General features: G+C 62.6%; 25 protein-coding genes. 11 read left to right on the top strand and 14 right to left on the bottom strand.

Translation table 11 applies throughout. The annotated features are described in order from the left end of the window. Positions 1-142: 142 nt before the first annotated feature. Both CUC44_RS19130 and lexA read right to left on the bottom strand, forming a co-directional pair. Positions 143-430, bottom strand: a complete 288-nt coding sequence (locus tag CUC44_RS19130) for a hypothetical protein (protein WP_100861456.1) — start codon at positions 428-430, stop codon at positions 143-145. Between the two features lie 403 nt (positions 431-833). Further along, positions 834-1,457, bottom strand: coding sequence for a transcriptional repressor LexA (gene lexA / locus CUC44_RS19125; RefSeq protein WP_100861455.1), 624 nt, complete (start codon positions 1,455-1,457; stop codon positions 834-836). Positions 1,458-1,672: 215 nt separating this feature from the next. Between lexA and plsB the strand changes: the two genes are divergently transcribed. Beyond that, on the top strand, positions 1,673-4,096 hold the full coding sequence (plsB, locus tag CUC44_RS19120; protein WP_100861454.1) for a glycerol-3-phosphate 1-O-acyltransferase PlsB: 2,424 nt from the start codon (positions 1,673-1,675) through the stop codon (positions 4,094-4,096). A gap of 119 nt (positions 4,097-4,215) precedes the next feature. Here plsB and CUC44_RS19115 read toward each other — a convergent pair whose 3' ends face one another. The 3 genes from CUC44_RS19115 to waaF form a co-directional block, all read right to left on the bottom strand. After that, the gene (locus CUC44_RS19115) at positions 4,216-4,743 is read right to left on the bottom strand and encodes a tetratricopeptide repeat protein (protein ID WP_157812805.1); all 528 of its coding nucleotides are present in this window, start codon (positions 4,741-4,743) and stop codon (positions 4,216-4,218) included. A gap of 234 nt (positions 4,744-4,977) precedes the next feature. Then, on the bottom strand, positions 4,978-6,264 hold the full coding sequence (waaA, locus tag CUC44_RS19110; protein WP_100861452.1) for a lipid IV(A) 3-deoxy-D-manno-octulosonic acid transferase: 1,287 nt from the start codon (positions 6,262-6,264) through the stop codon (positions 4,978-4,980). 1 nt (position 6,265) lies between these two features. Next, positions 6,266-7,363, bottom strand: a complete 1,098-nt coding sequence (gene waaF, locus CUC44_RS19105) for a lipopolysaccharide heptosyltransferase II (protein WP_100861469.1) — start codon at positions 7,361-7,363, stop codon at positions 6,266-6,268. Between the two features lie 346 nt (positions 7,364-7,709). On the opposite strand from waaF, the gene CUC44_RS19100 reads away from it, so the two are divergent. Continuing rightward, entirely contained in the window at positions 7,710-8,498 is a 789-nt protein-coding gene (locus tag CUC44_RS19100) for a glycosyltransferase family 2 protein (RefSeq protein ID WP_100861468.1), read from the top strand. Positions 8,499-8,620: 122 nt separating this feature from the next. On the opposite strand, the gene CUC44_RS19095 is transcribed toward CUC44_RS19100, so the two are convergent. Beyond that, positions 8,621-9,664 (bottom strand): glycosyltransferase family 9 protein, encoded by a 1,044-nt coding sequence (locus CUC44_RS19095; RefSeq protein WP_100861451.1) that lies wholly within the window; start codon positions 9,662-9,664, stop codon positions 8,621-8,623. 233 nt (positions 9,665-9,897) lie between these two features. Here CUC44_RS19095 and coaD point away from each other — a divergent pair, with 233 nt between their 5' ends. After that, positions 9,898-10,380, top strand: a complete 483-nt coding sequence (coaD, locus tag CUC44_RS19090; protein WP_100861450.1) for a pantetheine-phosphate adenylyltransferase — start codon at positions 9,898-9,900, stop codon at positions 10,378-10,380. Positions 10,381-10,429: 49 nt separating this feature from the next. Here the strand turns inward: coaD and CUC44_RS19085 are convergent, their stop codons facing one another. From CUC44_RS19085 to radC, 6 genes are all read right to left on the bottom strand, one after another. Then, positions 10,430-11,296, bottom strand: coding sequence for a VirK/YbjX family protein (locus tag CUC44_RS19085; RefSeq protein ID WP_100861449.1), 867 nt, complete (start codon positions 11,294-11,296; stop codon positions 10,430-10,432). 178 nt (positions 11,297-11,474) lie between these two features. Next, the gene (gene mutM / locus CUC44_RS19080; protein ID WP_100861448.1) at positions 11,475-12,287 is read right to left on the bottom strand and encodes a bifunctional DNA-formamidopyrimidine glycosylase/DNA-(apurinic or apyrimidinic site) lyase; all 813 of its coding nucleotides are present in this window, start codon (positions 12,285-12,287) and stop codon (positions 11,475-11,477) included. A 25-nt stretch (positions 12,288-12,312) separates the two neighbouring features. After that, positions 12,313-12,768, bottom strand: coding sequence for a hypothetical protein (locus tag CUC44_RS19075; RefSeq protein ID WP_100861447.1), 456 nt, complete (start codon positions 12,766-12,768; stop codon positions 12,313-12,315). A 90-nt stretch (positions 12,769-12,858) separates the two neighbouring features. Then, entirely contained in the window at positions 12,859-13,026 is a 168-nt protein-coding gene (gene rpmG / locus CUC44_RS19070; protein ID WP_005323752.1) for a 50S ribosomal protein L33, read from the bottom strand. An 11-nt stretch (positions 13,027-13,037) separates the two neighbouring features. Then, positions 13,038-13,274: a 50S ribosomal protein L28 gene (rpmB, locus tag CUC44_RS19065; RefSeq protein WP_005307492.1), complete on the bottom strand. Its 237-nt coding sequence runs from the start codon at positions 13,272-13,274 to the stop codon at positions 13,038-13,040. Between the two features lie 137 nt (positions 13,275-13,411). Then, positions 13,412-14,086, bottom strand: a complete 675-nt coding sequence (radC, locus tag CUC44_RS19060; RefSeq protein WP_100861446.1) for a RadC family protein — start codon at positions 14,084-14,086, stop codon at positions 13,412-13,414. Between the two features lie 146 nt (positions 14,087-14,232). Between radC and coaBC the strand changes: the two genes are divergently transcribed. The 4 genes from coaBC to CUC44_RS19040 all read left to right on the top strand — a co-directional run bounded on the left by coaBC (position 14,233) and on the right by CUC44_RS19040 (position 17,897). Further along, positions 14,233-15,435 carry a bifunctional phosphopantothenoylcysteine decarboxylase/phosphopantothenate--cysteine ligase CoaBC gene (gene coaBC, locus CUC44_RS19055; RefSeq protein WP_100861445.1) on the top strand — a complete coding sequence of 401 codons (1,203 nt, stop codon included), beginning with the start codon at positions 14,233-14,235 and terminating at the stop codon, positions 15,433-15,435. 149 nt (positions 15,436-15,584) lie between these two features. Then, a complete protein-coding gene (gene dut, locus CUC44_RS19050; RefSeq protein WP_100861444.1) occupies positions 15,585-16,043 on the top strand; it encodes a dUTP diphosphatase in 459 nt (152 codons plus the stop codon). A 68-nt stretch (positions 16,044-16,111) separates the two neighbouring features. Then, the gene (slmA, locus tag CUC44_RS19045; RefSeq protein WP_005323760.1) at positions 16,112-16,708 is read left to right on the top strand and encodes a nucleoid occlusion factor SlmA; all 597 of its coding nucleotides are present in this window, start codon (positions 16,112-16,114) and stop codon (positions 16,706-16,708) included. Between the two features lie 352 nt (positions 16,709-17,060). Then, the gene (locus CUC44_RS19040) at positions 17,061-17,897 is read left to right on the top strand and encodes a mechanosensitive ion channel domain-containing protein (protein WP_100861443.1); all 837 of its coding nucleotides are present in this window, start codon (positions 17,061-17,063) and stop codon (positions 17,895-17,897) included. 127 nt (positions 17,898-18,024) lie between these two features. Here the strand turns inward: CUC44_RS19040 and CUC44_RS19035 are convergent, their stop codons facing one another. Then, the gene (locus tag CUC44_RS19035; protein WP_100861442.1) at positions 18,025-18,213 is read right to left on the bottom strand and encodes a holin; all 189 of its coding nucleotides are present in this window, start codon (positions 18,211-18,213) and stop codon (positions 18,025-18,027) included. Positions 18,214-18,619: 406 nt separating this feature from the next. Between CUC44_RS19035 and pgi the strand changes: the two genes are divergently transcribed. Further along, positions 18,620-20,269: a glucose-6-phosphate isomerase gene (pgi, locus tag CUC44_RS19030; protein WP_100861441.1), complete on the top strand. Its 1,650-nt coding sequence runs from the start codon at positions 18,620-18,622 to the stop codon at positions 20,267-20,269. Between the two features lie 179 nt (positions 20,270-20,448). Here the strand turns inward: pgi and ilvC are convergent, their stop codons facing one another. After that, positions 20,449-21,930, bottom strand: a complete 1,482-nt coding sequence (gene ilvC, locus CUC44_RS19025; protein WP_100861440.1) for a ketol-acid reductoisomerase — start codon at positions 21,928-21,930, stop codon at positions 20,449-20,451. Positions 21,931-22,116: 186 nt separating this feature from the next. On the opposite strand from ilvC, the gene ilvY reads away from it, so the two are divergent. The 3 genes from ilvY to CUC44_RS19010 all read left to right on the top strand — a co-directional run bounded on the left by ilvY (position 22,117) and on the right by CUC44_RS19010 (position 25,979). Next, positions 22,117-23,004: an HTH-type transcriptional activator IlvY gene (gene ilvY, locus CUC44_RS19020; RefSeq protein WP_100861439.1), complete on the top strand. Its 888-nt coding sequence runs from the start codon at positions 22,117-22,119 to the stop codon at positions 23,002-23,004. A gap of 124 nt (positions 23,005-23,128) precedes the next feature. Further along, entirely contained in the window at positions 23,129-23,317 is a 189-nt protein-coding gene (locus CUC44_RS19015) for a hypothetical protein (RefSeq protein ID WP_100861438.1), read from the top strand. 91 nt (positions 23,318-23,408) lie between these two features. Then, complete coding sequence (locus CUC44_RS19010; RefSeq protein ID WP_100861437.1) at positions 23,409-25,979, top strand: bifunctional acetate--CoA ligase family protein/GNAT family N-acetyltransferase; 2,571 nt, start codon at positions 23,409-23,411, stop codon at positions 25,977-25,979. The last annotated feature ends 91 nt before the right edge of the window (positions 25,980-26,070 follow it).

The following is a 26,070-nucleotide window of genomic DNA, read 5'->3' as shown; positions in this document are numbered from 1 at the left end:
GCTACCCCCGGCGCCGGATCCCGGGCAGGAAAGAGTCGATGGCCTCTGCAACAGGCCGTCGTTGTCGAGCAGAGCGAGTCGAAAAATCCATACAAAACAAAAGCCCCACCATGGGCGGGGCTCTTCGGATGGCAGGAGATGATCAGGGTCGCTGCCGTTGCTGCACTTGCGAGCGTCGGACCCCGTGCAACGGCACTACTGGGGCCGTCCAGGGTGCATCCGGCAAGCCTATGTCATGGTGGCGCCGAAACAGCCGCACCAGACGCACTATCTTGTCCTTGGGACACCCCAGCCAGATGGTCCAGCCATCGCCCTTGTGGTACACCCAGAGCGCATAAAACCACGTCATCCGGCTGCCCTTGATGAAGCGGGTGATGGAAGATGCGGGGGCAACGGCCAGACCCGGATCCCATGGCGAGCTTGAAGCCATACCTGTCCTCCTTGCTCAGCAGACCGCGATCCGTGTCCCACCAGAGGCACCTGAACACAATCGCATGCTGACTGTACGAGCCGCTTCGGGCCAGGCGTGTGACCTGCCTGTCGTCTCCCGAGCGACCCTCCTTCTATCCCGCGCACCTCGGCGAGGTGTCCGTTATGCATCCCTGCGGCCTTCCCAGGCCGGATCAGGTAAAGACCCGGCGCCATGGCTGACACCGGCGACCCAGCAGCATGGCGGGCCTTTTCAAAGAATATATCCGAAATGCCGACCGTGTGATGGCGCTGTGAGGTACAGGCAAGAAAAGTCGCGGGGATCAGGGGAACAAGGGGATGGCGGGACACTCTGGCAGAAACGACACGGCCTCCCGCAGGAGGCCGTGTCAGGCATCAGAGGCTTACATCCAGTCGGCGTTGCGGATAACGCCAACCGCCAAACCTTCGATGGTGAGGTGCTGGCTGGCGAGATCCACCGAGATGGGGGAGAGCTCTTCGTTCTCCGGCAGCAGCCACACCTGGCTGCCCTTACGCTGGAAGCGCTTGACGGTGACATCCTCATCGAGGCGGGCGACCACCACCTGGCCGTTGCGCACGTCCTGGGTCTTGTGCACCGCCAGCAGATCCCCGTCCATGATGCCGATGTTCTTCATGCTCATCCCCTGCACCCGCAGCAGGAAGTCTGCCCTCGGATGGAACAGGGCGGGATCCACCTGATAGTGGCTCTCTATGTGCTCCTGGGCCAGGATGGGCTCGCCGGCGGCGACCTTGCCGATCAGTGGCAAGCCGTTCTCTTCCGGCGCCTCTTCCTCTTCGAGCAGCAGGCGAATACCGCGAGAGGTGCCTGGCATGATCTCGATGACCCCTTTCTTGGCCAGGGCCTTCAGATGTTCCTCGGCCGCATTGGCCGACTTGAAACCAAGCTTCTGGGCAATCTCGGCGCGAGTCGGCGGCATGCCGGTCTCGTTCATGTTCGCCTTGATCAGCTCCAGCACTTCAGCCTGGCGGGGGGTAAGGGGTTTCATAGCATGGGCACCTGTCTTTTTATACAGCACACTGGCAGTATATACAGTGCTGGGGCCAAGGCAAGGCGTTGCTGACATTTGTCCCGTCTCTGTCGCACTTATTGCCACAAAATGGCCCATCCTTGATCCTGTGCCGCCACTCATCCTACCTCTCGGCGACAAGCCAGCGGTGATTTGTTATGCTCACGCCGCATTTTTTTGGAGAGCAGACACCCATGTCCATCGGACAGAAGATTTCCAGAGCCATACTGCAATGGCCGGTCAGCGGCTTGGTCAACCACAAGAGCCTGCCGGAAAACCCCATTACGGAACTGGACCTGGACCCGGCCAGACCCATTGTCTACGCCCTGAAAACCAGCTCGATCACCGATCTGATGACCCTGCAGCAGTGCTGCGAGGATCTCGGCCTGCCAGGTCCCTTCACTCCCCTTGAGCTGAACGGCCAGCTGCTGCCGCGCTACGTCTGTCTGGATCGTCCGCCTCCCCTGTTTGGCAAGCGCACCAAGCCGCTCCCCTTCTTGCAAGAGTTTCACCAACTGCTGGACCTGCACAAGCAGGATCCGGCACTGGACATCCAGGTCGTCCCCGTCACCCTGTTCTGGGGCCGCGCCCCGGGCCGGGAGGGGGAAGAGGCCTCCGGCTGGAACATCATCAGCAGCCTGGCACCAAACCGTCTCAAGAAGGCGCTGATCGTGATCCTCAAGGGACGCGAGAACCTGGTGCGCTTCTCCCCGCCGCTCTCCCTGCGTCACATGGCGGACAAGCACGGCACCGACGAGGCCATTGCCCACAAGCTGGCGCGGGTGGCGCGCACCCACTTCAGCCGCCAGCAGCTCGCCGCCACCGGCCCCAAGCTGCCCAACCGCAACCTGCTGTTCAAGCAGTTGCTGGATTCCAGTGTGATCCAGCAGGCCATCGAGGAAGAAGCCGAGCGCGAGGGCATCAGCCTGGAGAAGGCGCAGAAACGCGCCCACGGCTACATGGACGAGATTGCCTCCAACTTCTCCTTCCGTCTGATCCGGCTCGGCGAAACCTTCCTCGGCTGGCTGTGGAACAAGCTCTATCGCGGCCTCTCGGTCAACGGCGCAGAGCGGGTGCGCCAGCTGGCGCAGGAAGGCCACGAAATAGTCTACGTGCCCTGCCATCGCAGCCACATGGACTACCTGCTGCTCTCCTACGTCATCTACCACCAGGGCATGGTGCCGCCCCACATAGCGGCGGGCATCAACCTGAACTTCTGGCCGGCGGGCCCCATCTTCCGCCACGGCGGCGCCTTCTTCATTCGCCGCACCTTCAAGGGCAACCCGCTCTACAGCACGGTATTTCGTGAGTACCTGAACCTGCTGTTCGCCAAGGGTTACTCGGTGGAGTTCTTCACCGAGGGCGGCCGTTCCCGCACCGGTCGCCTGCTGCCTCCCAAGACCGGCATGCTGGCCATGACATTGCAGGCCATGATGCGCGGGCTGGACAGGCCGGTGACCCTGGTCCCCGTCTATCTCGGCTACGAGCACGTGATGGAGGTGAACACCTATCACAACGAGCTCAAGGGCAACCGCAAGGAGAAAGAGAGCTTCCTGCAGGTGCTCGGCATCTTGCGCAAGCTGCGCAACTATGGCCGGGGCTTCGTGAACTTCGGTGAGCCGCTGACCCTCAACAGCTACCTCGGCGAGCATGTGCCGAACTGGAAGGAGAGCATTGGCCGAGAGGAGCGCCCGGAGTGGATGGCCCCCACCGTCAACCGGCTGGCCGAGCTCTTGATGACTCGCATCAACGACGCCGCCGCCGTCAACGGTCTGACCCTGAGCGCCCTGGCCCTGCTGGCCGCCGAGCGCCACGCCCTGACCCGGGACGAGCTGCAGGCGCAGCTCAACACCTATCTGGACCTGCTCAAGCAGGTGCCCTACAGCCCCCAGAGCACAATCCCGGACGAGGATGCCAAGACCCTGCTGGATCAGGCGATGGAGCTCAACAAGTTCGAGGTGAGCGAAGACAAGCTGGGCCAGATAGTCAGCCTGGATCGCTACCAGGCGATCCTGCTGACCTACTATCGCAACAACATACTGCACCTGTTTGCCCTGCCCTCCCTGGTGACGGCACTGATCGAGCGCTGCGAGGGGATCAGCCGCAGCGAGATCGTCGCCCGCTGCGTCGACATCTATCCCTTGCTCAAGACAGAGCTGTTCCTGCGTTATCAGGAAGAAGAGCTACCCGAGCTGATCGATTCCCTGCTGTCCGAGTTGCAACGCCAGCAACTCATCGAGGAGCGCGAGGGCGGCTACTGGGTCAACCCGCTCAACCAGATGCGGTTGCTGCTCTTGGCCGAGAGTATCCAGGAGACGCTGCAGCGCTACGCCATCGTGCTGACCCGGGTGCTGGCCCAGCCCTATATCGAGGCGGAACAGCTGGAGGCGGATGGCCTGATGATGGCGGAGCGTCTCGGCACCCTGCACGGCATCAATGCCCCCGAGTTCTTCGACCAGAAGCTGTTCAGCACCCTGATCCACACCCTGCGCAGCGAAGGCTATCTGGATCCGGGCTGCAAGCCGGATCTCGGTCGTTTCCAGGCGCTGGCCGACAACATAGTGCCGCTGCTCAGCACCCGCATCCGCCGCACCATAGAAGCCGGCAACCGGATCTGATGCAGTAACGAAGCGAGCAACCGCTGACTGCGATACCACGGGAAATAAAAAGGCCGCATCTGATGCGGCCTTTTTTATGACATTGAGTCGCCAGCAAGCTGATCGCTCAGGAACAGGATTCAGCCGCCGAGCAGGAAGCCGGATTTCCCTTTTGCAGGTTGGGGCGCGGCCTTCAAGGCGGCGGTCAGATCCTGCGCCTCCTCGCATTGGCCGCACAGCCCCTGCAGGATCTGCAACTGCTGCTGGGCTTTCTCGCGCTCACCGTTCTGCAGATAGGCCTCCCCTAAGTATTCGTGGGCACCGCGGTGTTTCGGGTCTATCTCCAGCGCCTTGTCGTAATAGGGGAAGGCCTGAGCCAGCCGACCCGACTTGCGGGCCACGTAACCGGACCAGTTCCATACATCGGCCGAGTTGGCCGCATCCTGGCGCAGATCCCGCAGCAGCGCCTCGGCCTGCTGCCACTGCTGCGCCTTCACCAGTTGCTCGACCCGCTGCAACTTCTGCTGGGTCATGGAGACGCTGCCACCGCTACTGCTCGCTCCACCTCCTCCACTTCCACCACCGCTACTACCGCCGCCTCCCGCCGCCAGCGCCAACCCGCTTATGAGACACAGGGTGCCCACCAGCACTAATTTCATGGCTTTCATGACTCGCCTCCACAGGTTCATATCAGGATCCCACCTACTAGGTTAGACCCCGACCGAGCACGAAGATGAGATGGTGGCGCGGCTTGTCTGCCCGCGAGAGACACACTGCATTCGACACCAAGGCCATCCGCCCGAGGGATGGGTTGCGAAGGCGTCATAGCGGAAAGAGAACTTGCGGGTGGGATAGGTGAAAATGACGGGAAGAAACGGGCCGGCAGGCTGCCGGCCCCTGGGTCAGTCGTTTTCCAGGCTGGCGAGGCAGTGGGACAGGGTGCGGGCCAGAGCCCCCTGATTGCGCAGCACCACGGCGCGGGCCTGCTCACCCATCTCGCGGCGCTTGCCGGCCTCGCTCAGCAGCTCGCTCACCCTGGCCCCCAGCGCGGCGGCGTCCTCCACCACGGCGGCGCCCCCCTGGGCCACCAGCTGGCGAGTGATGTCACTGAAGTTGAAGTAGGCGGGACCAGTCAGGCAGGGCTTGCCGAGCGCCGCCGGCTCCAGCAGGTTGTGCCCGCCGATGGGCACCAGGCTGCCGCCGACGAAGGCCAGATCCGCCGCCGCCATCATCAGCGGCAGCTCCCCCATGGTATCGCCGAGATAGATGCGATCCGCCGATTTAAGCGGTTCCCCCTGCTGACAGGTACGCCGCACGCAGCCGTAAGAGGCGCACAGCTCGGCGGTCCGATCGAAGCGCTCCGGGTGGCGCGGTACCAGGATCAGCAGCGCCGCCGGGTGGGCCTTCAGCACCAGATCGAAGGCGGCCAGCACCTGCTCGTCCTCCCCCTGATGGGTACTGGCGGCGATCCAGACCGGCCGCCCCTCCCCCAACTGTTGGCGCAGGGCGCGGCCCTTGGCCAGCAGATCCTCATCCAGCTGGATATCGAACTTGATGGAGCCGGTCACCGCCAGCCGCTCGCGGCCGATGCCGAGACGATGGAAACGATCCCCGTCGTCCTGGTGCTGGCACAGCAGGTGAGTGAGCGGGCGGCTGAGGGCATCGAAGGCCCCCTGGAAGCGGGCATAGCGCTGGCAGGAGCGCTCGGAGAGCCGCGCGTTGAGTATGGTCACCGGCAGATGGCGCGCCTCGCAGGCCGCCAGCCAGTTTGGCCACAGCTCGGTCTCCATCACCCAGAGGGCGCGGGGCTTGAAGGTGTTGAGAAACGCGGATACCGCCCAGGGATAATCGAGGGGGGCGTAACGATGCACCACCAGATCCCCGAGTTTCTCCGCCTGCTCGGCGCCGGTGCGAGTGGTGGTGGTGAGCAGGATCGGCAAATCAGGCCGCTCGGCCTTGAGGGCGCGGATAAAGGGGCTGATCGCCAGGGTTTCCCCCACGCTGACCGTGTGGATCCAGAGCGGCGCCTCCGGCTGCTCGGTTAACCGGGCACTGGGCGGGACCCGCCCCAGGTGCTCGGCCCAACGCGCGCCAAAACCCGGCTTGCCCTTCTTCGGTCGATAGAGGGCCAGCAGCACCAGGGGCAGGCCGAGATGGATCAACAGGTTGTAGAGCAGCCGGTAGATCATGCTAGGTACCTTGTTCTTTAGTAGTGGATCCGTCCACCGGCAGCAGGGCTATGGTCAGATCCGCTGTCTCACCGCGCTCCAGCCGCTTTCCCGCCTCTATCACCTGCTCCGGCATCAGCTCGATCAGGCACTTGAGGTGACCAAACTTGCAGGTGCGCTTGAAGCAGGGGCGGCACTCGATGTCGGTGTGCACTATCTCGACCCGGTCCGCCAGCGGTGGGGTGTAGAGGGGCGAGGTGGAGCCATAGACGCCGATCAGCGGCCGGTTGAGGGCGGCGGCGACGTGCATCAGGCCGGAGTCGTTGGCGATGACCCGACCAGCCAGCGCCATCAGATCGATCGCCTCGTGCAGACTGGTCTTGCCCGCCAACACGTGGCAGTTGGGGCGCGACAGGGGATTGATGCGATCGCGGATGGTGTTGGCCACCGGCACATCCTTGTTTGAGCCGAAGATCCACACCTGCCAGCCTTCATCCAGATGCTTCTGGGCCACCACGGCGTAGTGTCCCTCAGGCCAGCGCTTGGCCGGGCCGAACTCGGCGCCCGGGCAGAGCACCAGCACGGGGCGGGCGCGATCCAGCCCGAGCCGCTCCAGCGCCTTGCCCTGATTGATGAGATCCACGTGCAGGGATGGATGCGGAATGGTCGGAATGTCGGCGCGGCTCTTCATCTGCGCCTTGGGATAGGCCAGCGCCAGATAGGCTTCCACCATCAACGGGAAGGCCTTCTTGTTGCTGCGCAGGTCGTTGAGCAGGCCGAAGCGATGCTCTCCCTTCCAGCCGGTACGCACCGGGATGCCGGCGAACCAGGGGATCAGCGCCGACTTCATGGAGTTGGGCTGAATGATGGCCTGATCGTACTGCTCGGCAGCCAGCTGCTTGCCAAGCCGGCGGCGGGCTCCCAGCTTGAAGTCGCCGTGGCCGAGCGGCATGGGGATCGCCTTGTCCACCTCGGGCATCCGCTCCAGCAGCGCCACGCACCAGGCCGGCGCCATCACGTGCAATTCGCAGTCTGGCTGATTGGCCTTGATCGCCTTGTAGAGGCTCTGGGACATCACCATGTCGCCGACCCAGGAGGGGCCGATCACCAATATCTTCAGCTTATGCATCTTGGGCATCTCTTGGGCCAAGCCCAGCGGTTAATCGTTATTGGGCGAGATTATGCCCCAAGAATTATCGGATAAATAACAGAAGATCCCCGCCGGGCGTTTTTCGGCCGGGCCAGGGAGCGCGCCCGCAGTGGATCCTGCGCTGCGAGCTTGGGTATCCCAAACGGCCGGCTGCATCACAGACCCTCCCTTTGGCCCTCACGGGCAAGGCTGGGCAGCAGAGGGTCAATATCCCTCTCCTGGCCCAGGACTCATGCCCCGATCGCCGTTTTAGGCTAGAATGGGCGCCAATTCGAGCATGGCCCGCTCGCCGGGCGCCAACGAGAGCCCTTTACCCGTGACAAAACCGACCCTGGCGGCCGTTCTGATCGTCAAGAATGAAGCAGACAACCTGCGCGCCTGCCTCGCCTCCCTCGGCGATCTGGTGGATGAAATCGTCATCCTCGACTCCGGCAGCCAGGATGAGACCCCGAGCATCGCCACCGAATTCGGCGCCCGCTTCTTCGTCAACGCCAACTGGCCAGGCTTTGGCCGCCAGCGCCGCCTCGCCCAGTCCCATGTCCAGTCCGACTGGGTGCTGTGGCTGGATGCGGACGAGCGGCTCACCGCCGAGCTCAAAAGCGCCATCGCCGCCGTCATGGCCAACCCGGCCAAGGACACCATCTACTCGATCCCGCGCCTCTCCTGGGTGTTCGGCCGCTTCATCCGCCACAGCGGCTGGTATCCGGATCGGGTGCTGCGCCTCTACCCCAGGGCGCTGACCGGCTACAACGAGGCGCTAGTGCACGAGAAGGTGGAGGTACGCGCCAACATGCAGATCGTCAACCTGCACGGCGACCTGCTGCACTTCACCTACCGGGATCTGGAGCACTACCTGGTGAAGTCCGCCGGTTATGCCAGGGCCTGGGCCGATCAGCGCACCGCCCGTGGCAAGAAGGGCTCCCTCGGCCAGGGGCTGGTGCATGCGCTCGGCTGCTTCCTCAAGATGTATCTGCTCAAGGCGGGCTTCCTCGACGGCAAGCAGGGGCTGCTGCTCGCCATCCTCTCCGCCCACTCCACCTTCGTGAAGTATGCCGACCTCTGGATCCGCCAGCAGCCCAAGGTGCCGGATCAGAAGGGCCAGTGACCCAGGCACAGGGCCGAGGCAACCACAGAGCCCGGAGAACCCCATAAATGCCGGATCGGATTAGCGATTAATCCTGTATTACATAAAAAAACAGGGCCTATAACGGGCCCCGTTTGCATTTATCAGTGTTTTGTCTGCCAGAAGGGCGAGGCCCAGCGCGCGATCGCCGCCGCCATGGTCTTGGGATCGAGCTGGCTCATGTCCTCCGGGTGATCGCTGTCTTCCGGCGGGCTGAACGCCAGGTGGCGGCCCTCGCTGTTGAGCGGGCGCCAGCGCAGCGGGGTGGCGGAGCGGTGGGCCGGGAAGAAGCCGATGGTGGGCACGTCCAGCGCCGCCGCTATGTGCAGCGGCCCCGTGCTGCCCGCCACGAACAGGGCTGCGTTGGCCATCACCTGACAGAACTTCGGCAAGCCTTCGTCGGAGCGATAGATCCAGCCGTTGCCGCCGTGGGCCAGCAATTCCGCCGCCAGCTGCTCGGCCTTGCTCTCTTCCCCCGGCCCCGCCGTCAGCACGCACTGCAACTCGGGGCAGGCCTGGTTGAGCTTGATGATGAGGCGGGCGTACTGCTCGATGGAGAGGTTGTTGGCCGAACCACCGCTGCCGGCGTGCACCATCAGCCAGGGGCGGCTCGCATCCAGCTTGAGTTTGCTGGCCACCTGCTCGCGCACCTGCTGCAGGCACTGCGCATCGAAGCTGAGGTAGGGCGCACTGGGCTCCACCGCGCTCAGCTGTTGGTCGGCGAGGAAGCGGCGAACCAGATCCAGGTTGTACTCATACTCCGGCTTCTGGGAGCGGGAGCGGCGCTGGATCAGGCGCTGGTTGTAGAGCACCTGGGCCAGCTTGGTGGCCGGCGCCAGCCGGTAGGGGATGTGGGCCTTCCACACCAGTTTGGCGTTGCGGGTATTGGAGAAGAGGCAGATGGCGGCATCGAAGGCGGCAGCCTTGATGCGTGCCAACAGGGCCCGTTGCTGCTCCTTGTCGGCCCGGGCGCCCGGATCCAGGATGACCTCGTCAATCCAGGGGCAGAGGCGGGCCAGGGGCGCCGTATAGGCAGGCACCAGGGCAGTCACATGACAATCCATGGAACCCTTGAGCATGGCGAAGCTCGGCCAGGCCAGCATGAAGTCACCAATCTTGTCATTGCGTACTACCAGAATGCGTTTCATAAGAAATCCCTTTGCTTCCTGTCACCAATGCAGGAAGGCTTGATGCGCGGTGCGGGTATTCTTGCCTGATGCAGGGCTATTCTCAAGCGATGCAGCACCTTGTCGCCGATTTGGGGCAGCGGGATCTGCCCCTCGCGCCAGGTTTCGTACAGAAACTGACGTCACCCGGTCGCGGCAACCGTGCAATAGACCCTATAATGCGACCCAATTTCCCGGTTGCAGGAACTCCCAGCATGACCAACAAGGTAATCTATCCAGGCACCTTCGACCCCATCACCAACGGCCATACCGACCTGATCGAGCGGGCCGCCAAGCTGTTTGATGAAGTGGTGGTCGGGGTGGCCAACAGCCCGAGCAAGAAGCCCTTGTTCGATCTGGCGGAGCGCGTCCTGCTTGCCCAGCAGGTGTCGGCGCACCTGCCCAATGTCAGGGTGGTCGGCTTCTCCGGCCTGTTGGTGGATTTCGCCAGGGATCAGCAGGCCAATGTGCTGATCCGCGGCCTGCGCGCCGTCTCCGACTTCGAATACGAGTTCCAGCTCGCCAACATGAACCGGCACCTGATGCCGGAGCTGGAGAGCGTCTTCCTCACCCCGTCGGCGGAGAACTCCTTCATCTCCTCGACCCTGGTGAAAGAGGTGGCCCTGCACGGCGGCGACATCCGCCAGTTCGTCTCTCCCCTGGTCGCCCAGGCGATCGCCACTAAGCTGGGCAAGTAACCGCGCCGGCAGGCGCCTGACGGCTCGGCGTCACTCCGATGTGACGCCGTCAGCTCAGCGCCTGCCAGCACCCCTGGTGCAGCGCATCCAGCCACTCATAGCGGCGCCGGTACATGGCCCGCTTCTTGGCCGCGATCTCCTCAAGCGGCTTGCGCACCACCGGGGGCAGCCGCACGAAGTTGGCATCCAGATCGAGGGCGCCAAACTCCTGCCACAGCTCGTCATAATCCGCCTGCAGGCAGGCCCGCTTCTTCTTGCTGTAACGCTTGGCCTGGTAGATGTGCGCCTTCATCCGCACCGCCGAGAGGCGGCTCGCCCCCATGGCCTCGGCCAGCGCCATCACCAGCATCACCACCAGCGACTTGGGTCGCAAGCCATGGCCGGCCTTGGTCAGCGCCCGCACCTGCTCCTGAGGCTCGGCCACACAAGGCTCGGGCCCCTGCACCGAGCCTATCACCAGCGCCAGATCGGCCTCGCAGCCCCCGAGGGAGAAGGCGCAGCTGTAGAGCCGCTCCCCCCGCCCGTTGACGATGGAGAGCGCCAGCTCGGCCTCCCGCCGGAAGGTGCCGTCGTGGCGTAGCACGATGCGATAGTCAGTGTCGGGGTAGCGGCCCAGCTCTATGCCCTTCCCCAGGTAGAGGGGATCGATAAGGTGCGGGTAACGGGCCAGCAGCAGACGGTAGTGATCCTCCACCATGGCGGCGCGCTGACTCACGGTGGAGCAGGCGAAGCGATAGGGCCGCATCGGTTTGTCGAGCAGCTCGGGATAGTGGGCGGGCAGGGCCTTGAGCGGCTCCGCCTGGAACAGCTCGAACACCCGGTTCAGCTGCGACCGGTAGAGCAGGCTGCGCAGCACGAACTTGCCGCGATTGAAGGTTTTACGGGCGCTGCCCTCCGGGTAGAGGTAGCAGGCCATTTTTTGGGCACAATAGTGCCCCTGCCGGGACAGATGATCCCAGTCTATTGATTTCGTTGTCATTTTATTATCTCGTCTCGCCTGAACGGACGAGATAGTAGTAATGGACGGTCAAATCTTCAACAGACTGGCAATACTCGCTTACAACTTGACTCGCTTCACCCCCGAATGGGTAGGATCAGCGCTGACAGTGGGAGCAGAACACGGTCGTGCGCTGGCCGAGGCGCACCTCGCTCAGCAGGGTGTGGCAGTGGAAACAGGGTTGGCCACCACGGCCATAGACCTGCAACTGCTGCACGAAGTAGCCCGGTTTGCCATCGGCGCTGGTGAAGTCCTTGAGGGTGGTCCCCCCCTGCACTATGGCGGCCGCCAGCACCCGCTTGATCTCGGCCACCAGGGTCCCTAGCCGTTCGGCACTGATGTTGCCCGCCGCCCGCTTGGGGTGAATGCCGGCGGCATAGAGCGCCTCGTTGGCGTAGATGTTGCCGACCCCGACCACCACATGGTTGTCCATCAGGAAGGTCTTGATAGGCGTGCTGCGCCCCTTGGCGCGCCCTTGCAGGTAGGCGATGCTGAAGGCATCAGTGAGCGGCTCCGGGCCCAGCTTGGCCAGCAGGGCATGAGCCTCGGCCGGTTCGCGGGTCCACAGCAGGGCGCCGAAGCGGCGCGGATCGTTGAGTCGCAGCAGCTTGCCGTTGGCGAGCTCTATGTCCACGTGATCGTGCTTCTCCGCCGGAGTGCCGATGTCCAGCACCCGCAGGCTGCCGGACATGCCCAGATGCAGGATGGCGGTGCCAAAATCGGTCTCCAGCAGCAGGTACTTGGCGCGGCGGCTGACCCTGTGGATGGTGAGATCCACCAGCTCCTGGATCTCGCCAGGCACGGGCCAGCGTAGGCGACCGTCACGCACCACCACCCGGGTGACCTTGATGCCGGTGAGCCAGGGAGAGATGCCCTGGCGGCTGACTTCGACTTCCGGTAATTCAGGCATAAGTGTCTCTCACGCTAACAGTGGATCAGGGGGTCGGCCGCAACAGGCTGCGGTACTGCTCCTGGCTCAGTGCGAGCCAGGTCGAGGGGGGCAACAGGGCCGCAAACTTGCCGTTGTCCTGATAGAGCCCCACCTCGATGGGATCGCTCTGGCCGGCGACCCATATCTTGAGGTTGACCGGGGTGCCGCGCACCGGCTGGCCGGGGGGCAACAACCAGCCCTGCCAGGCCTCGATGTGGGCCGCCAGCTGGTCACGGCTCAGCCCCAGATCCGGCCCGCTGCGCCAGCCCTGGCCGATGCGCTCAATCTGCCAGCTCGGCCCCTGCCAGGTCAGCACCACGGCAGTTTCCGGCAACAGGGGACGCGGCCGGGTGGCGCTGTTCTCCTGCTGGGCCAGCTCCATCCGGTGCAGCAGGGTGATCACGATCAGCACCCCCACTATGATCACGTTGTTCCAGCCCTTGCGGCTCAATTTAAACATGCAAGATCTCCCCTCGAAGCGGCAGTGTACTGAATTGCGGGCATAAAAAAACCCGGCACTAGGCCGGGTTTTTGAGACAAATCCAAGTGATTACTTGATTTTGCCTTCTTTGTAGATCACATGCTGACGAATCACGGGATCAAATTTCTTGATCTCCATTTTTTCGGGCATGGTGCGCTTGTTTTTGGTAGTGGTATAGAAGTGACCAGTACCGGCGCTGGAGTTCAGGCGAATCTTATCGCGAATACCTTTAGCCATGATCTAATTCCTTATACCTTAACGCCGCTGGCACGCAGTTCAGCCAGAACCACTTCAACGCCGCGCTTGTCGATGATACGCATGCCTTTTGCGGATACGCGCAGGCTCACGAAGCGTTTTTCACTCTCAACCCAAAAACGGTGAGTGTGCAGGTTCGGCAGGAAACGACGCTTGGTAGCGTTGTTAGCGTGCGAACGGTTGTTACCAACTGCCGGGCGCTTGCCGGTTACTTGGCATACTCTAGACATGTCAGTCTCTCCAAATCTTACTTCATTGCTCGAGCAAATATCTGCCCCGCTGGCCTTCGATTGCGGGGCAAACAGAAGGCGGCATTTTATACAGCATCCGTGATCAAAGATCAACTAATACAGTGCCAGAGCCCAGTTTATAGCCAACCACGCTCAGCAAAAGAAACCGTGATGCCGTCACCGATCACCAAGTGATCCAGCACTCTGATATCGATCAAGGCCAGGGCGGCCAGGATCCGATCCGTGATCTGGCGGTCGGCCCGACTGGGCTCGGCCACGCCGGACGGGTGATTATGCGCCAGAATCACGGCGGCTGCATTATGTTTGAGCGCGATCTGCACGATTTCCCTGGGCCAGACGCTGGCCGAATCGAGTGTTCCGTAGAAAAGTTCAACAAATTGAATGACTCTGTGCTGATTATCCAGCAGCAACAGGGCGAACACCTCGCGCGGCCTGTCCCGCAACTGGGCCTGCAGATAGTCCCGGGTCAGTTGGGGCGAGGTGAGCGCCTCTCCCCGCTGCAGTTGCTGCGCCAGATGGCGTTTGCCCATCTCCAGCACCGCTTGCAGCTGGGCATATTTGGCCGGCCCCAACCCATGAGCCGCGCAGAAGGCCGCTTGCTCGGCGCCAAGCAGGGCCCGCAGCGAACCAAACTGCAGCAACAACTGACGGGAGAGATCCACCGCACTCAGGCCGTTGACCCCGGTGCGCAGGAAGATCGCCAGCAATTCCGCATCGGACAAGACCCCGGCTCCCCGCCTCAGCAGCTTCTCCCGCGGGCGCTCATCCTCTGGCCACTCCTTGATGCTCATTTGTCTCTCCCCACCAGCTATTGAGAAAAAACATAGCAAAAAACGCGGGAGCCTGAGCACAACTCCCCCATGTCAGCCTCTGTCGTCATCCACAGCCTGTGGTATCTTAGCCGACCAGTCAGAGTGAGTCGGAAGAGAGACAGCAGATGAGATTGGCCGATAAACGCATCCTGTTGGGTGTCAGCGGTGGCATCGCCGCCTACAAGAGTGCCGAGCTGGTACGCCGCCTGAAGGATCAGGGGGCTGAGGTGCGGGTGGTGATGACCCGCTCCGCCAAGGAGTTCATCACCCCGCTGACCCTGCAGGCCGTCTCCGGCCACCCGGTCGCCGACAGCCTGCTGGACCCGGCCGCCGAGGCGGGCATGGGCCACATCGAGCTGGCCAAGTGGGCCGATCTGGTGCTGATCGCCCCCGCCAGCGCCAACCTGATGGCGCGCATGGCCGCCGGCATGGCGGACGAGCTGCTGACCACCCTCTGCCTGGCCACCCCGGCACCCGTCGCACTGGCCCCCGCCATGAACCAGCAGATGTATCGCAACGCCGCCACCCAGGCCAATCTGGAGACGCTGGCCAGCCGCGGCATCCAGCTGTGGGGGCCGGACTCAGGCAGCCAGGCCTGCGGTGACATAGGCCCAGGCCGCATGCTCGACCCCCTCGAACTGGTGGAGCACTGCTGCCAACAGCTCGCCAGCGAGCCCTTGCTGGCCGGGGTCAGACTGCTGCTCACCGCCGGGCCGACCCGGGAGGCGCTGGATCCGGTGCGCTACATCAGCAACCACAGCTCCGGCAAGATGGGCTACGCCATCGCCCGCGCCGCCCGCGAGGCCGGTGCCGAGGTGACGCTAGTGAGCGGCCCGGTTGCCCTGGCGACCCCGCCAGGGGTGACAAGGGTCGATGTGGAGAGCGCAGAGCAGATGCACCAGGCCGTCATGAGCCGGGTTCATGAGTGCGATCTCTTCATCGGCTGCGCCGCCGTGGCGGATTACCGCCCAGCGCGGGTGGCCGAGCAGAAGATCAAGAAGACGGGTGACAACGACCAGATGGTGCTGACCCTGGTCAAGAACCCGGACATCATAGCCGCCGTGGGGGCACTACCGGACAAGCCCTACACAGTCGGATTTGCCGCCGAAACAGTGGATGTGGAACAATACGCCCTCGATAAACTGGCGCGTAAGCGGCTGGACATGATCGCCGCCAACGACGTATCCCGTGCCGGCCAGGGCTTCAATGCCGACGACAACGCCCTGACCGTGTTCTGGCACGGGGGTCAAGCTCCCCTGCCACTTGCCGATAAGCTGACGCTGGCCCGTCACCTCATTGCCTTGATCGCGCGCCATTATCGACCCTGAATACCGGGCCAGGCGACCCTGCTCGCAGACCGCGATCCTGACAGACAACCGATTCAGCGGGAGCTGATAGCACTGCCTGTGCCAGCTCCCACAGCAGAATTCACTGAGCCATTCGATCGCCACCGCGCGATCTCATTGAAAAGCGATTCATGAACACACAAATTGAACTGAAAATCCTGGATGCCCGCATCGGTACCGAATTCCCGCTACCGGCCTACGCCACCCCGGGTTCCGCCGGCATGGATCTGCGCGCCCTGCTGGACGCACCCCTGACCCTGGCACCGGGTGACACAACCCTGGTGCCGACCGGTCTGGCCATCCACATCCAGGATCCGGGTCTGTGCGCCACCATCTTGCCGCGTTCCGGCCTCGGCCATAAGCACGGCATAGTCCTCGGCAACCTGGTGGGTCTCATCGATTCCGACTACCAGGGCCAGCTGATGGTCTCGGTCTGGAATCGCGGCAACGACAGCTTCACCATGCAGCCCGGCGAGCGCATCGCCCAGCTGGTGATCCTGCCGGTGGTTCAGGCCAGCTTCCAACTGGTCGATGAGTTCAATCAGAGTGAACGGGGTGAAGGCGGGTTTGGTTCTTCTGGTCGCCAATAACAAGACCACACAGGCCTCTGGCCTGTACCTAATAACAGAATCAAGCCATTGTTTTTTTAGGGGAATCCATGGCAAGCAGTAACCAGAAACAGAGTCGGCGCGATCAGATCCTGCAGGCACTCGCCCATATGCTGGAAACCAGTCCGGGTCAGCGCATCACCACGGCGCGGCTCGCGGCCGAGGTGGGCGTATCCGAGGCAGCCCTCTATCGGCACTTTCCCAGCAAGGCGCGGATGTTCGAGGGGCTGATCGACTTTATCGAGGATTCCCTGCTGTCACGGGTCAACCTGATCATGGCCGAGGAGAAGGACACCATGGCCCGCTGCCACCATATCCTGCAGCTGCTCTTGGTGTTTGCCGAGCGCAATCCCGGCATCACCCGCATCCTCAACGGCGACGCCCTGCTCGGCGAACACGACCGGTTGCGGGATCGCATCAGCGCCCTGTTCGACAAGCTGGAAACCCAGCTCAAGCAGGCGCTGCGGGAAAAGCGGCTGCGGGAAGGCCAGGGCTTCCAGCTCGACGAAACCATGCTGGCCAACCTCTTGCTGGCCTATGCCGAAGGCCGGATCAGCCAGTTCGTCCGCTCCGAGTTCAAACTCAAGCCCACCGCCGGCTTCGAGGATCAGTGGCAGTTTATGCGCAGCCAGCTGCTGCAGAGCTGACCCTGGGAGCGGATCGCCCAATGCGACCGCTCCGAATACAAACTCAATCCCATCATAGGCTTCGAGGTTCAGTGGCAGCTTATGCGCAGCCAATTACTGCAAAGCTGGCCTTGGGGAGCGGATCGCCCAATGCGAGCGCTCCGAATACAAACTCAATTCCATCATGGGCTTCGACGCAGTCAATTGCTGCCAAGCTGAGCCATACTGGTGAGTGCAAAGCGGGAGGCCTTGGCCTCCCTTGTTTTTTGTGGCAGCTTCCTATAGTAGAAAATAAGCACCAGATGCGACCCAAGTTGTCGCGCTCCGGTGTTAGATTCATGCGCCATAAACCTTTACACCAACAGGACATCCTATGGAACCCGAGATCATCACAGAAGCGCAGACCTGGCTGGCCAACAACCAGGGGCTGATCATCGAGTACGCCGTCAACATCGCGGCCGCCCTGCTCACCCTGCTGGTCGGTTACATTGCCGCCAATATCATCAGCGGTGGCGTCACCAAGGTGATGCACACCCGCAAGCTGGACACCACTGTCACCCACTTCGTTGGCAGCATCCTCAAGTACACCATCTTGGTATTCGTGGTGATCGCGGCCCTGGGCCGGGTCGGGGTGCAGACCGCCTCCTTCGTCGCCATTATCGGTGCCGCCGGTCTGGCCATCGGTCTGGCGCTGCAGGGGTCCCTGTCCAACTTCGCCGCCGGTTTCCTGCTGATCATCTTCCGCCCCATCAAGGCCGGTGAGTTCATCGAGGTCGCCGGCACCAACGGCGTGGTGCAATCCGTGCAGCTGTTCACCACCACCCTCACCTCCGCCGACAACAAGATGGTGGTGGTACCGAACTCCGCCATCCTCAACGGCACCATAGTCAACTATTCCCGCATGGACACCCGCCGCGTCGACATGACCTTCGGCATCGGCTACGGCTCGGACTTGCGCAAGGCCAAGCAGATCCTGGAACGCCTGGTCAGCGAGGAGGCCCGCATCCTGAAGGATCCGGCCGTCACCATCGCCGTCGCCGCCCTGGCCGACTCCTCGGTCAATATCGTGGTGCGCCCCTGGGTCAAGACCGCCGACTACTGGGGCGTCTGGTTCGACTTCCACGAGAAGGTGAAGCTGGCGTTCGATGCCGAAGGCGTCGAGATCCCCTTCCCGCAGATGGTCATGCACATGCAAAAGACCCAGGCCTGATAACAGACCTGATGACGACAATGCCAGCCTTCGGGCTGGCATTGTCGTTTCTGGCGTTCCGCCAGCAAAAACCGGCCATTCGGCCGGCATCGGATTCAGCCCGGATCAGCCGGCGGCCGGGCCGCACTCAGGCCAGCCGGCGCGCCACCCGGTTGAGCCGCGGCTGCACCAATACATACCCCCCCAGCACGGCCCCCATCACCGCCAGCACCCGCAGTTCGAGGGTTGGGGCGGCCGTGGTCAATGCCAGGGTCAAGAGACCGATGAGGCCGGTGGCGATCAGGCTCAGGGCAAACAGGAACAATACGCGTTTCATGTCGATCTCCTCGTTCCAACAGCAGTGGCCATCCCTGGGAGAATCGTCCATCCAGGCGAATAGTAACCGGCTCCGGACGGAGCAAGTTTGCGTTTGCACATAAAACAAGCGAAAAGATGTCTTGCCGGGAGTGCTTTAGGGTGACGGGAGCCAATCCTCCCCAGCCCAGGACTGAAAGCCTTTTCGCCCCGGGCAAGACGGGAGAAGCATGCGCAAACGCAAGATCCCAGCGGCTTTGCTGACTCATAATCCCAGCGTTTTGGTTGTAAACTCCTCCGATGGCAGACAATTGGTAATGCTCTGTTACACGGGCTGCACACCTGGCCCGGTATAATGCTCGAATAATAAGGTTTGGCGGGAGCCTTGCCTGCAGGGTTCAAACACAACGTGGAAGATCGATAATCCTATGAAAAACATCAATCCAACCCAGACCAAGGCCTGGCAGGCTCTGGAAACCCACTTTGCGGCGCACAAAGAGACTCGTCTCAAGGATCTGTTCGCACAGGATCCCAAGCGCTTTGACAAGTTCTCCCTCACCTTCGGTGGCGACATCCTGGTCGACTACTCCAAGAACCTGATCTCCGAGCAGACTCTTGAACTGCTGATCGCCCTGGCCAAGGAGACCGATCTGCACGGCGCCATCGACGCCATGTTCAACGGTGACAAGATCAACATGACCGAAGGCCGCGCCGTGCTGCACACCGCCCTGCGCAACCGCTCCGATCGTCCGGTCCTGGTGGATGGCAAGGATGTGATGCCGGAAGTGAACGCCGTACTGGCCAAGATGAAGGGCTTCTGCGAGAAGGTGATCGGTGGCGAGTGGAAGGGCTACACCGGCAAACCTATCCGGCACGTGGTCAACATAGGTATCGGCGGCTCGGATCTCGGCCCCGTCATGATCACCGAGGCCCTGCGCCCCTACAAGAATCACCTGGAGATGCACTTCGTCTCCAACGTCGACGGCACCCACATCGCCGAGACGCTGAAGAAGATCGATCCGGAAACTACATTGTTCCTGGTGGCCTCCAAGACCTTCACCACCCAGGAGACCATGACCAACGCCCTGACCGCCCGCGACTGGTTCATCCAGATCGCCGGTGACAAGGCCCACGTCGCCAAGCACTTCGCGGCGCTCTCCACCAACGGCAAGGCCGTTGCCGAGTTCGGCATCGACACCGACAACATGTTCGAGTTCTGGGACTGGGTCGGCGGTCGTTACTCCTCCTGGTCCGCCATCGGCATGCCCATCGCACTGTCCCTTGGTTTCGAGCACTTCGAGGCCCTGCTGCAAGGCGCCTTCGAGATGGACATGCATTTCGCCACCGCCGCCTTCGAGCAGAACGTGCCGGTACTGCTGGCGCTCATTGGCCTCTGGTACAACAACTTCCACGGTGCCGAGTCCGAGGCGATCCTGCCGTACGATCAGTACATGCACCGCTTCCCTGCCTACTTCCAGCAGGGCAACATGGAGTCCAACGGCAAGTTCACCGATCGCAACGGCAACAAGGTCGACTACCAGACTGGCCCCATCATCTGGGGTGAGCCGGGTACCAACGGCCAACACGCCTTCTACCAGCTGATCCACCAGGGCACCAAGCTGATCCCCTGCGACTTCCTGGCGCCGGCCATCAGCCACAACCCCATTGGCGACCACCATCCGAAGCTGCTGGCCAACTTCTTCGCCCAGACCGAGGCCCTGGCCTTTGGCAAGAGCAAGGAACAGGTCGAGGCCGAGTTCCTGGCCGCCGGCAAGACGCTGGAGCAGGTGAAGGATCTGGTGCCGTTCAAGGTGTTCGAAGGCAACCGCCCGACCAACAGCATCTTGTTCAAGAGCCTGACCCCGAAGACGCTGGGTGCCCTGATCGCCATGTACGAGCACAAGATCTTCGTGCAGGGCGCCATCCTGAACATCTTCAGCTTCGATCAGTGGGGCGTGGAGCTGGGCAAACAGCTGGCCAACAAGATACTGCCGGAGCTGACCACAGACGCGGCCGTCACCAGCCACGACTGCTCCACCAATGGCCTCATCAACACCTGGAAAGCCTGGAAAGCCTGAGCTCTCCAACCTTCCTGAATGCAAAAGCCCCACTCATTGAGCGGGGCTTTTTATTGCCGGTCACGATGGCCAACAGCCAAGCTGACGGCTTGCACGATTCGGACATCCGGCCAGGTGTCTAAGCCAGCCGGTAACGAGGATCGTCATCCCCGCCCCTCCTCATGCCTGTTCGTTAAGGATTAACCACCAACCGCGATGCGTTTCATGTCTTTCATGTAGCCGCGCAGGGTATGGCCGATCGCTTCGATCGGGTGGCTGCGGGTCGCCTCGTTGGCCGCCAGCAAGGCCAGGTTATCCACCGCTTTTGGCTCGGCACGGGCACTGCCCAGATCGCCAGCCTGCAGGGTCGGCATAAAGTGCTCGCGCAAGAGCGGCACGGCGGCGTTGGCGAACAGGTAGTTACCGTATTCGGCGGTATCGGAGATCACCACGTTCATCTCGTACAGGCGCTTGCGGGCGACGGTATTGGCGATGAGCGGCAGCTCGTGCAGGGATTCGTAGTAGGCGGACTCTTCATAGATGCCGGAAGCCACCATGGTCTCGAACGCCAGCTCCACACCCGCCTTGACCATGGCCACCATGACCACGCCATTGTCGAAATACTCCTGCTCGGCAATCTTGCCGGCGAAAGCCGGGGCATTTTCGAAGGCAGACTTGCCGGTCTCTTCGCGCCAGCCGAACAGCTTGGCGTCGTCCTCGGCCCAGTCGGCCATCATGCCGCGGGAGAACTCACCGGCGATGATGTCGTCCATGTGCTTCTCGAACAGCGGGCGCATCAGGGTATGCAGTTGCTCGGACAGCTCGAAGGCACGCAGCTTGGCCGGGTTGGACAGGCGATCCATCATCAGGCTGATGCCGCCCTGCTTCAGGGCTTCGGTGATGGTCTCCCAGCCGAACTGGATCAGCTTGCCGGCGTAGGCCGGGTCTGTGCCCTCGGCAACCAGCTTGTCGTAGCACAGCAGGGAACCGGCCTGCAGCATGCCGCACAGAATGGTTTGCTCGCCCATCAGGTCGGATTTCACTTCCGCCACGAAGGAGGACTCCAGCACCCCGGCACGGTCGCCGCCGGTGGCGGAGGCCCAGGCCTTGGCGATGGCCATGCCCTCGCCCTGGGGATCGTTCTCCGGGTGTACCGCAATCAGGGTCGGTACGCCGAAGCCACGCTTGTACTCTTCACGCACCTCGGTACCCGGGCACTTGGGCGCCACCATGACGACTGTGATGTCGGAGCGGATCTGCTGACCCTCTTCCACCACGTTGAAGCCGTGGGAGTAACCCAGAGCTGCACCCTGCTTCATCAGCGGCATGACAGTCTTGACGACGTCGGAGTGCTGTTTGTCCGGGGTCAGGTTCAGCACCAGATCGGCACTCGGGATCAGCTCCTCATAGGTGCCGACCACGAAGCCGTTGTCGGTGGCCTTCTGCCAGGAGGCACGTTTCTCTGTGATGGCGGCCTTGCGCAGGGCATAGGAGATATCCAGCCCGGAGTCGCGCATGTTCAGACCCTGGTTCAGACCCTGGGCGCCACAACCCACAATCACCACCTTCTTGCCCTTGAGCGCCGCACAACCGTCAGCGAACTCTTCGCGCTGCATGAAACGACACTTGCCCAACTGGGCCAACTGCTGACGCAGGTTCAGGGTGTTGAAATAATTAGCCATGGTGATTGCTCCGTTCGATTGATTCCATGCCGGATGACGGCGTTGTCGAAACCACTATAGCGCGGGACACTTATTGCCTGAAATGATATATTCGAAACAGTATGTTGCAAGAATTGAAAGATGATTCTGCGCAATCCCACCGATTTTTCCCTCCACGTCGGCAGCCACCACCGCAGGAATTGAAAGATGGATCTTCGCAATCTCGAGCTGTTTCTCCACCTCGCCGACTCCCTTCACTTCGGCAAGAGTGCCGACGCCATGGCGGTCAGCCCCTCCACCCTGAGCCGCGCCATCCAGCGACTGGAGCAGGAGACCGGCTGCGTGCTGTTCGAGCGGGACAACCGCAGCGTGCGGCTCACCCCGGCTGGCGAGAAGCTGCGGGAGTTCGGCGGCAGCCTGTTGCAGGAGTGGCGCCGACTCAAGCAGGAGCTCAGGCGCAGCGATGAGCCGCTGCAGGGGCGGCTGCGAGTGTTCTGCTCGGTCACCGCCAGCTACTTCCTGCTGCCCGAGGTATTGGAGCGCTTTCGTCGCCGCTATCCCCAGCTCGAGATCAAACTCGAGACCGGCGATCCTGCCCTGGCGGTGGACAAGATACTGGCGGACGAGGCAGATCTCGCCATCGCCGCGCGCCCGGATGCGCTCTCCGCCAAGCTGGAATTTGCCAGCCTGCAGCAGGTGCCCCTGGTGTTTATCGCCCCAAGGAGCACGCCCCCCGCTCACTGGTACCACAATGGCGCGCCGGATTGGGAGCGGATGCCCCTCATCCTCTCCGAGCAGGGACTGGCGCGAAAGCGCTGCGATCAGTGGCTGCGCAACAAGGGCATAGCCCCCAACATCTATGCCGAGGTCGCCGGCAACGAGGGCATAGTCGCCATGGTGGCGCTCGGTTTCGGGGTGGGCCTGGTGCCAGCGGCGGTGATCGATCACAGCCCCATGGGGGACAAGGTGCGCATCGTCGAGCCCAAACCGGCGCTCAAGCCGTTCGATGTGGGTATCGCCGTGCTCAAGAAACGGTTGGAGGAGCCGCTGATCCGCGCCTTCTGGGACACGGCCCGTGGCCAGGGTGTGCGCTGACAACAAGTAGGCTTCCATACCGACAAACCTCATCGGTGGCCAGCGCCAGTGTCAAATGTATCAGTAGGAAAGCGCCAGAGAAGGGGGGAGACTGCGAGACCAACCAGCGAAGAAGGAGCGCGCCATGCAACATCTAGTCGAGATCAAGGGTTCCCACCTGTTTGAAGAGTACCTCCACAGCCTGGGGGTACGCCGCTGCCGGCTGGATCAGGAGCAGGAGATCTATCTGCAGGAGCACCATCTGGCGGCGGTGCGCCGCATCCAGGGCGAGCTCAGATTCTACCTGCGCGCCAATGCCCTGGTCGGCCGCTGATCCGCAATTGGTCACAGAACAAACCCACAAAGCGTATTAGACTGGCACCATCCGTCACCCTCGCCTCCGGGGGTCGCCATGAGGAGTGCCCATGAAACCAAGCGGCCTTGATCGGCTCTTCAAACCCCAATCAATTGCCGTCATCGGAGCCTCGAGCGACCCGCAGAAGGCGGGTCAGGTGGTGATAAGACATCTGCTCGCGGGCCAGTTCAAGGGTCCCATACTGCCGGTCAGCCCCCACAGCCGGGCCGTCGCCGGCGTGCTCGCCTATCCCGACATCCCAAGCCTGCCGCTGGCCCCGGATCTCGCCATCGTCTGCACCAAACGCGAGCGGGTGTTGCCCATCATAGAGGCCCTCGGCAAGAAGGGCACTGGGGCCGCCATCATATTGGCCGCCCAGTTCTCGGCAGAGGATCGTCTGCAGCTCAAGGCCCTGTGCCGGCAATACGGCATCCGGCTGCTCGGCCCCAACAGCATGGGCATGCTGCTACCGGGTCAGGGCATCAACGCCAGCTTCTCCCCCATCGCCGCCACCCCGGGGCAGGTGGCTTTCCTGTCCCAATCCGCGGCGGTCAGCACCACCATTCTCGACTGGGCCAAGCAGCGGGAACTCGGCTTCTCGGCCTTCGTGTCCCTCGGGGATCACTGCGACATCGACTTCGGCCAGCTGCTGGATCAGCTCTCTCGTGACGGCACCACCCGCGCCATCCTGATCTACATGGACAAGCTGCACGATGCCCGCCACTTCCTCTCGGCGGCCAGAGCAGCCTCGCGCAACAAGCCGATCCTGGTGCTCAAGAGTGGTCGTCACGATCCGACCAACGGCCTCGACAACGTCTACGATGCGGCCATCCGCCGGGCCGGCATGCTGCGGGTGCGGGACACCCACGAGCTGTTTGCCACCGTCGAGACCCTGAGCCACTCCTTGACCCTCAAGGGGGAGCGGCTCGCCATCCTCTCCAACGGCCGTGGCCTCGCCAACATGGCTGCCGACGTGCTGCTGGAGCGCGGTGGCAAGCTGGCTATGGCACCGCTCGACATCGGCAGTGACGCCGACATAGAGGCGTATCGCGGCGCCCTGGACCAGCTGCTGCAGGGGGACAAAGCCGATGCCATCTTGCTGATCCACGCCCCTTCGCTAACCGCCCGCGGCGCTACCCTGGCCGACAACCTGATCGCCTTCATCAAGCAGCACCCCAGGGCCAGGCGTTTCAACATTCTCACCAACTGGGCGGGGGAGTACTCGGCCCAGGAGGGTCGCCGCCTGTTCAACGAGGCGGGGATCCCGACTTATCGCACCCCGGAGAGTGCTGTCGCCGCCTTCATGCACATGGTGGAATACCGCCGCAACCAGAAGCAGCTGATGGAGACGCCTGCCTCCCTGCAGGGGGGAAGGCTCGATGTCGAGCGTTGCCAGCAGCTGATCCGCCAGGCGCTGGAGCGCAAACAGAGGGTGCTCGATACCCACCTGGCCCAGCCCATCATGCAGGCCGCCGGCCTCGCCACCCTGCCGACCTGGATAGTCTCGGATGCCATCGAGGCGGCCCTGACCGCAGAGCAGATAGGCTATCCGGTGGCGGTGAAACTGCGCTCCCCGGACATTGCCCATAAATCCGATGTCCACGGCGTCATGCTCAACCTGCGCACCTCCGCCGAGGTGGCCCAGGCGGCGGATGCCATCCTGGATCGGGTACGTCAGCACGATCCGGGCGCGCGCATCGAAGGCCTGCTGGTGCAACGCATGGCACGCCGCAGCGGCGGCCTGGAGCTGCGTATTCGCCTGCAGCAGGACCCTGTCTTCGGCCCCGTCATCCTGCTCGGGGAGTCCGGCGCCGAGCCGCACCAGATGGTCGCGGCTCTGCCGCCACTCAACCAGGCGCTGGCCCGCTACCAGATCATCGGCGCCCTCAAGAGTGGCAAGATCCGCGAGCAGGCCAGTCCGGTACGGCTCGATATGGATGCTCTCGGTCAGGTACTGTGCCAGCTGTCGGAGCTGTTGCTTGCCTTCCCCGAAATTCAGGAGCTGGATCTGCATCCGCTGCAGGCCAGCGGCGAGGAGATGGTGATCCTGGATGCCAGGCTGACATTGATGGAGAAAGGCCAGCAAGCGCTGCCGCTGGCCATCCGCCCCTATCCCACCGAGCTGGAAGAGGGCGCTTGGCTCAAGGATCAGAGCCATGTCCTGCTGCGCCCGATCCGGCCGGAAGACGAACCCGCCCACAAGGCATTCGTGCTCCAGGTCTCCGATGAAGACAGATACAAGCGCTTCTTCGCCGACGTGGGGGAGCTGGGCCATGAAGAGCTGGCCCGCATGACCCAGATCGACTACGACCGGGAGATGGCCTTCGTCGCCGTAGGCCAGGATGGCGCCTTTGATCAACAGATCCTGGGGGTGGTACGAGCCATCTCCACGCCGGATCTCGCCGATGCGGAATTTGCCATTCTGGTGCGTTCAGATTTGAAAGGGCTGGGGCTCGGCAAGCTGATGATGGAGAAGATTGCCCGTTACGCCCGCGAGCGTGGCATAGGCCAGCTCTCCGGCATGACCATGCCGAGCAATCGCGGCATGATCAACCTGGCCAAGCGGCTGGGCTTCCAGATCGATATCCAGCTGGAGGACGGGGTAGTGAATATGCAGCTGCCCTGCGGAGAGCAGAGCTGACATGATCGGTGAAATAGCGAGAAGGCAGGGGTTTATAGCGTAAAAATGATAAATCTCAGCCAATAAAGAAGCCCGCTCAGATGAGCGGGCA

The organism is Aeromonas lusitana, assembly GCF_002812985.1.
In the GTDB taxonomy this organism is placed as follows: Bacteria; Pseudomonadota; Gammaproteobacteria; order Enterobacterales; family Aeromonadaceae; genus Aeromonas; species Aeromonas lusitana.
Note: the sequence above shows the minus strand (reverse complement) of the source record. Positions and strands in the feature narration are given on the sequence as shown.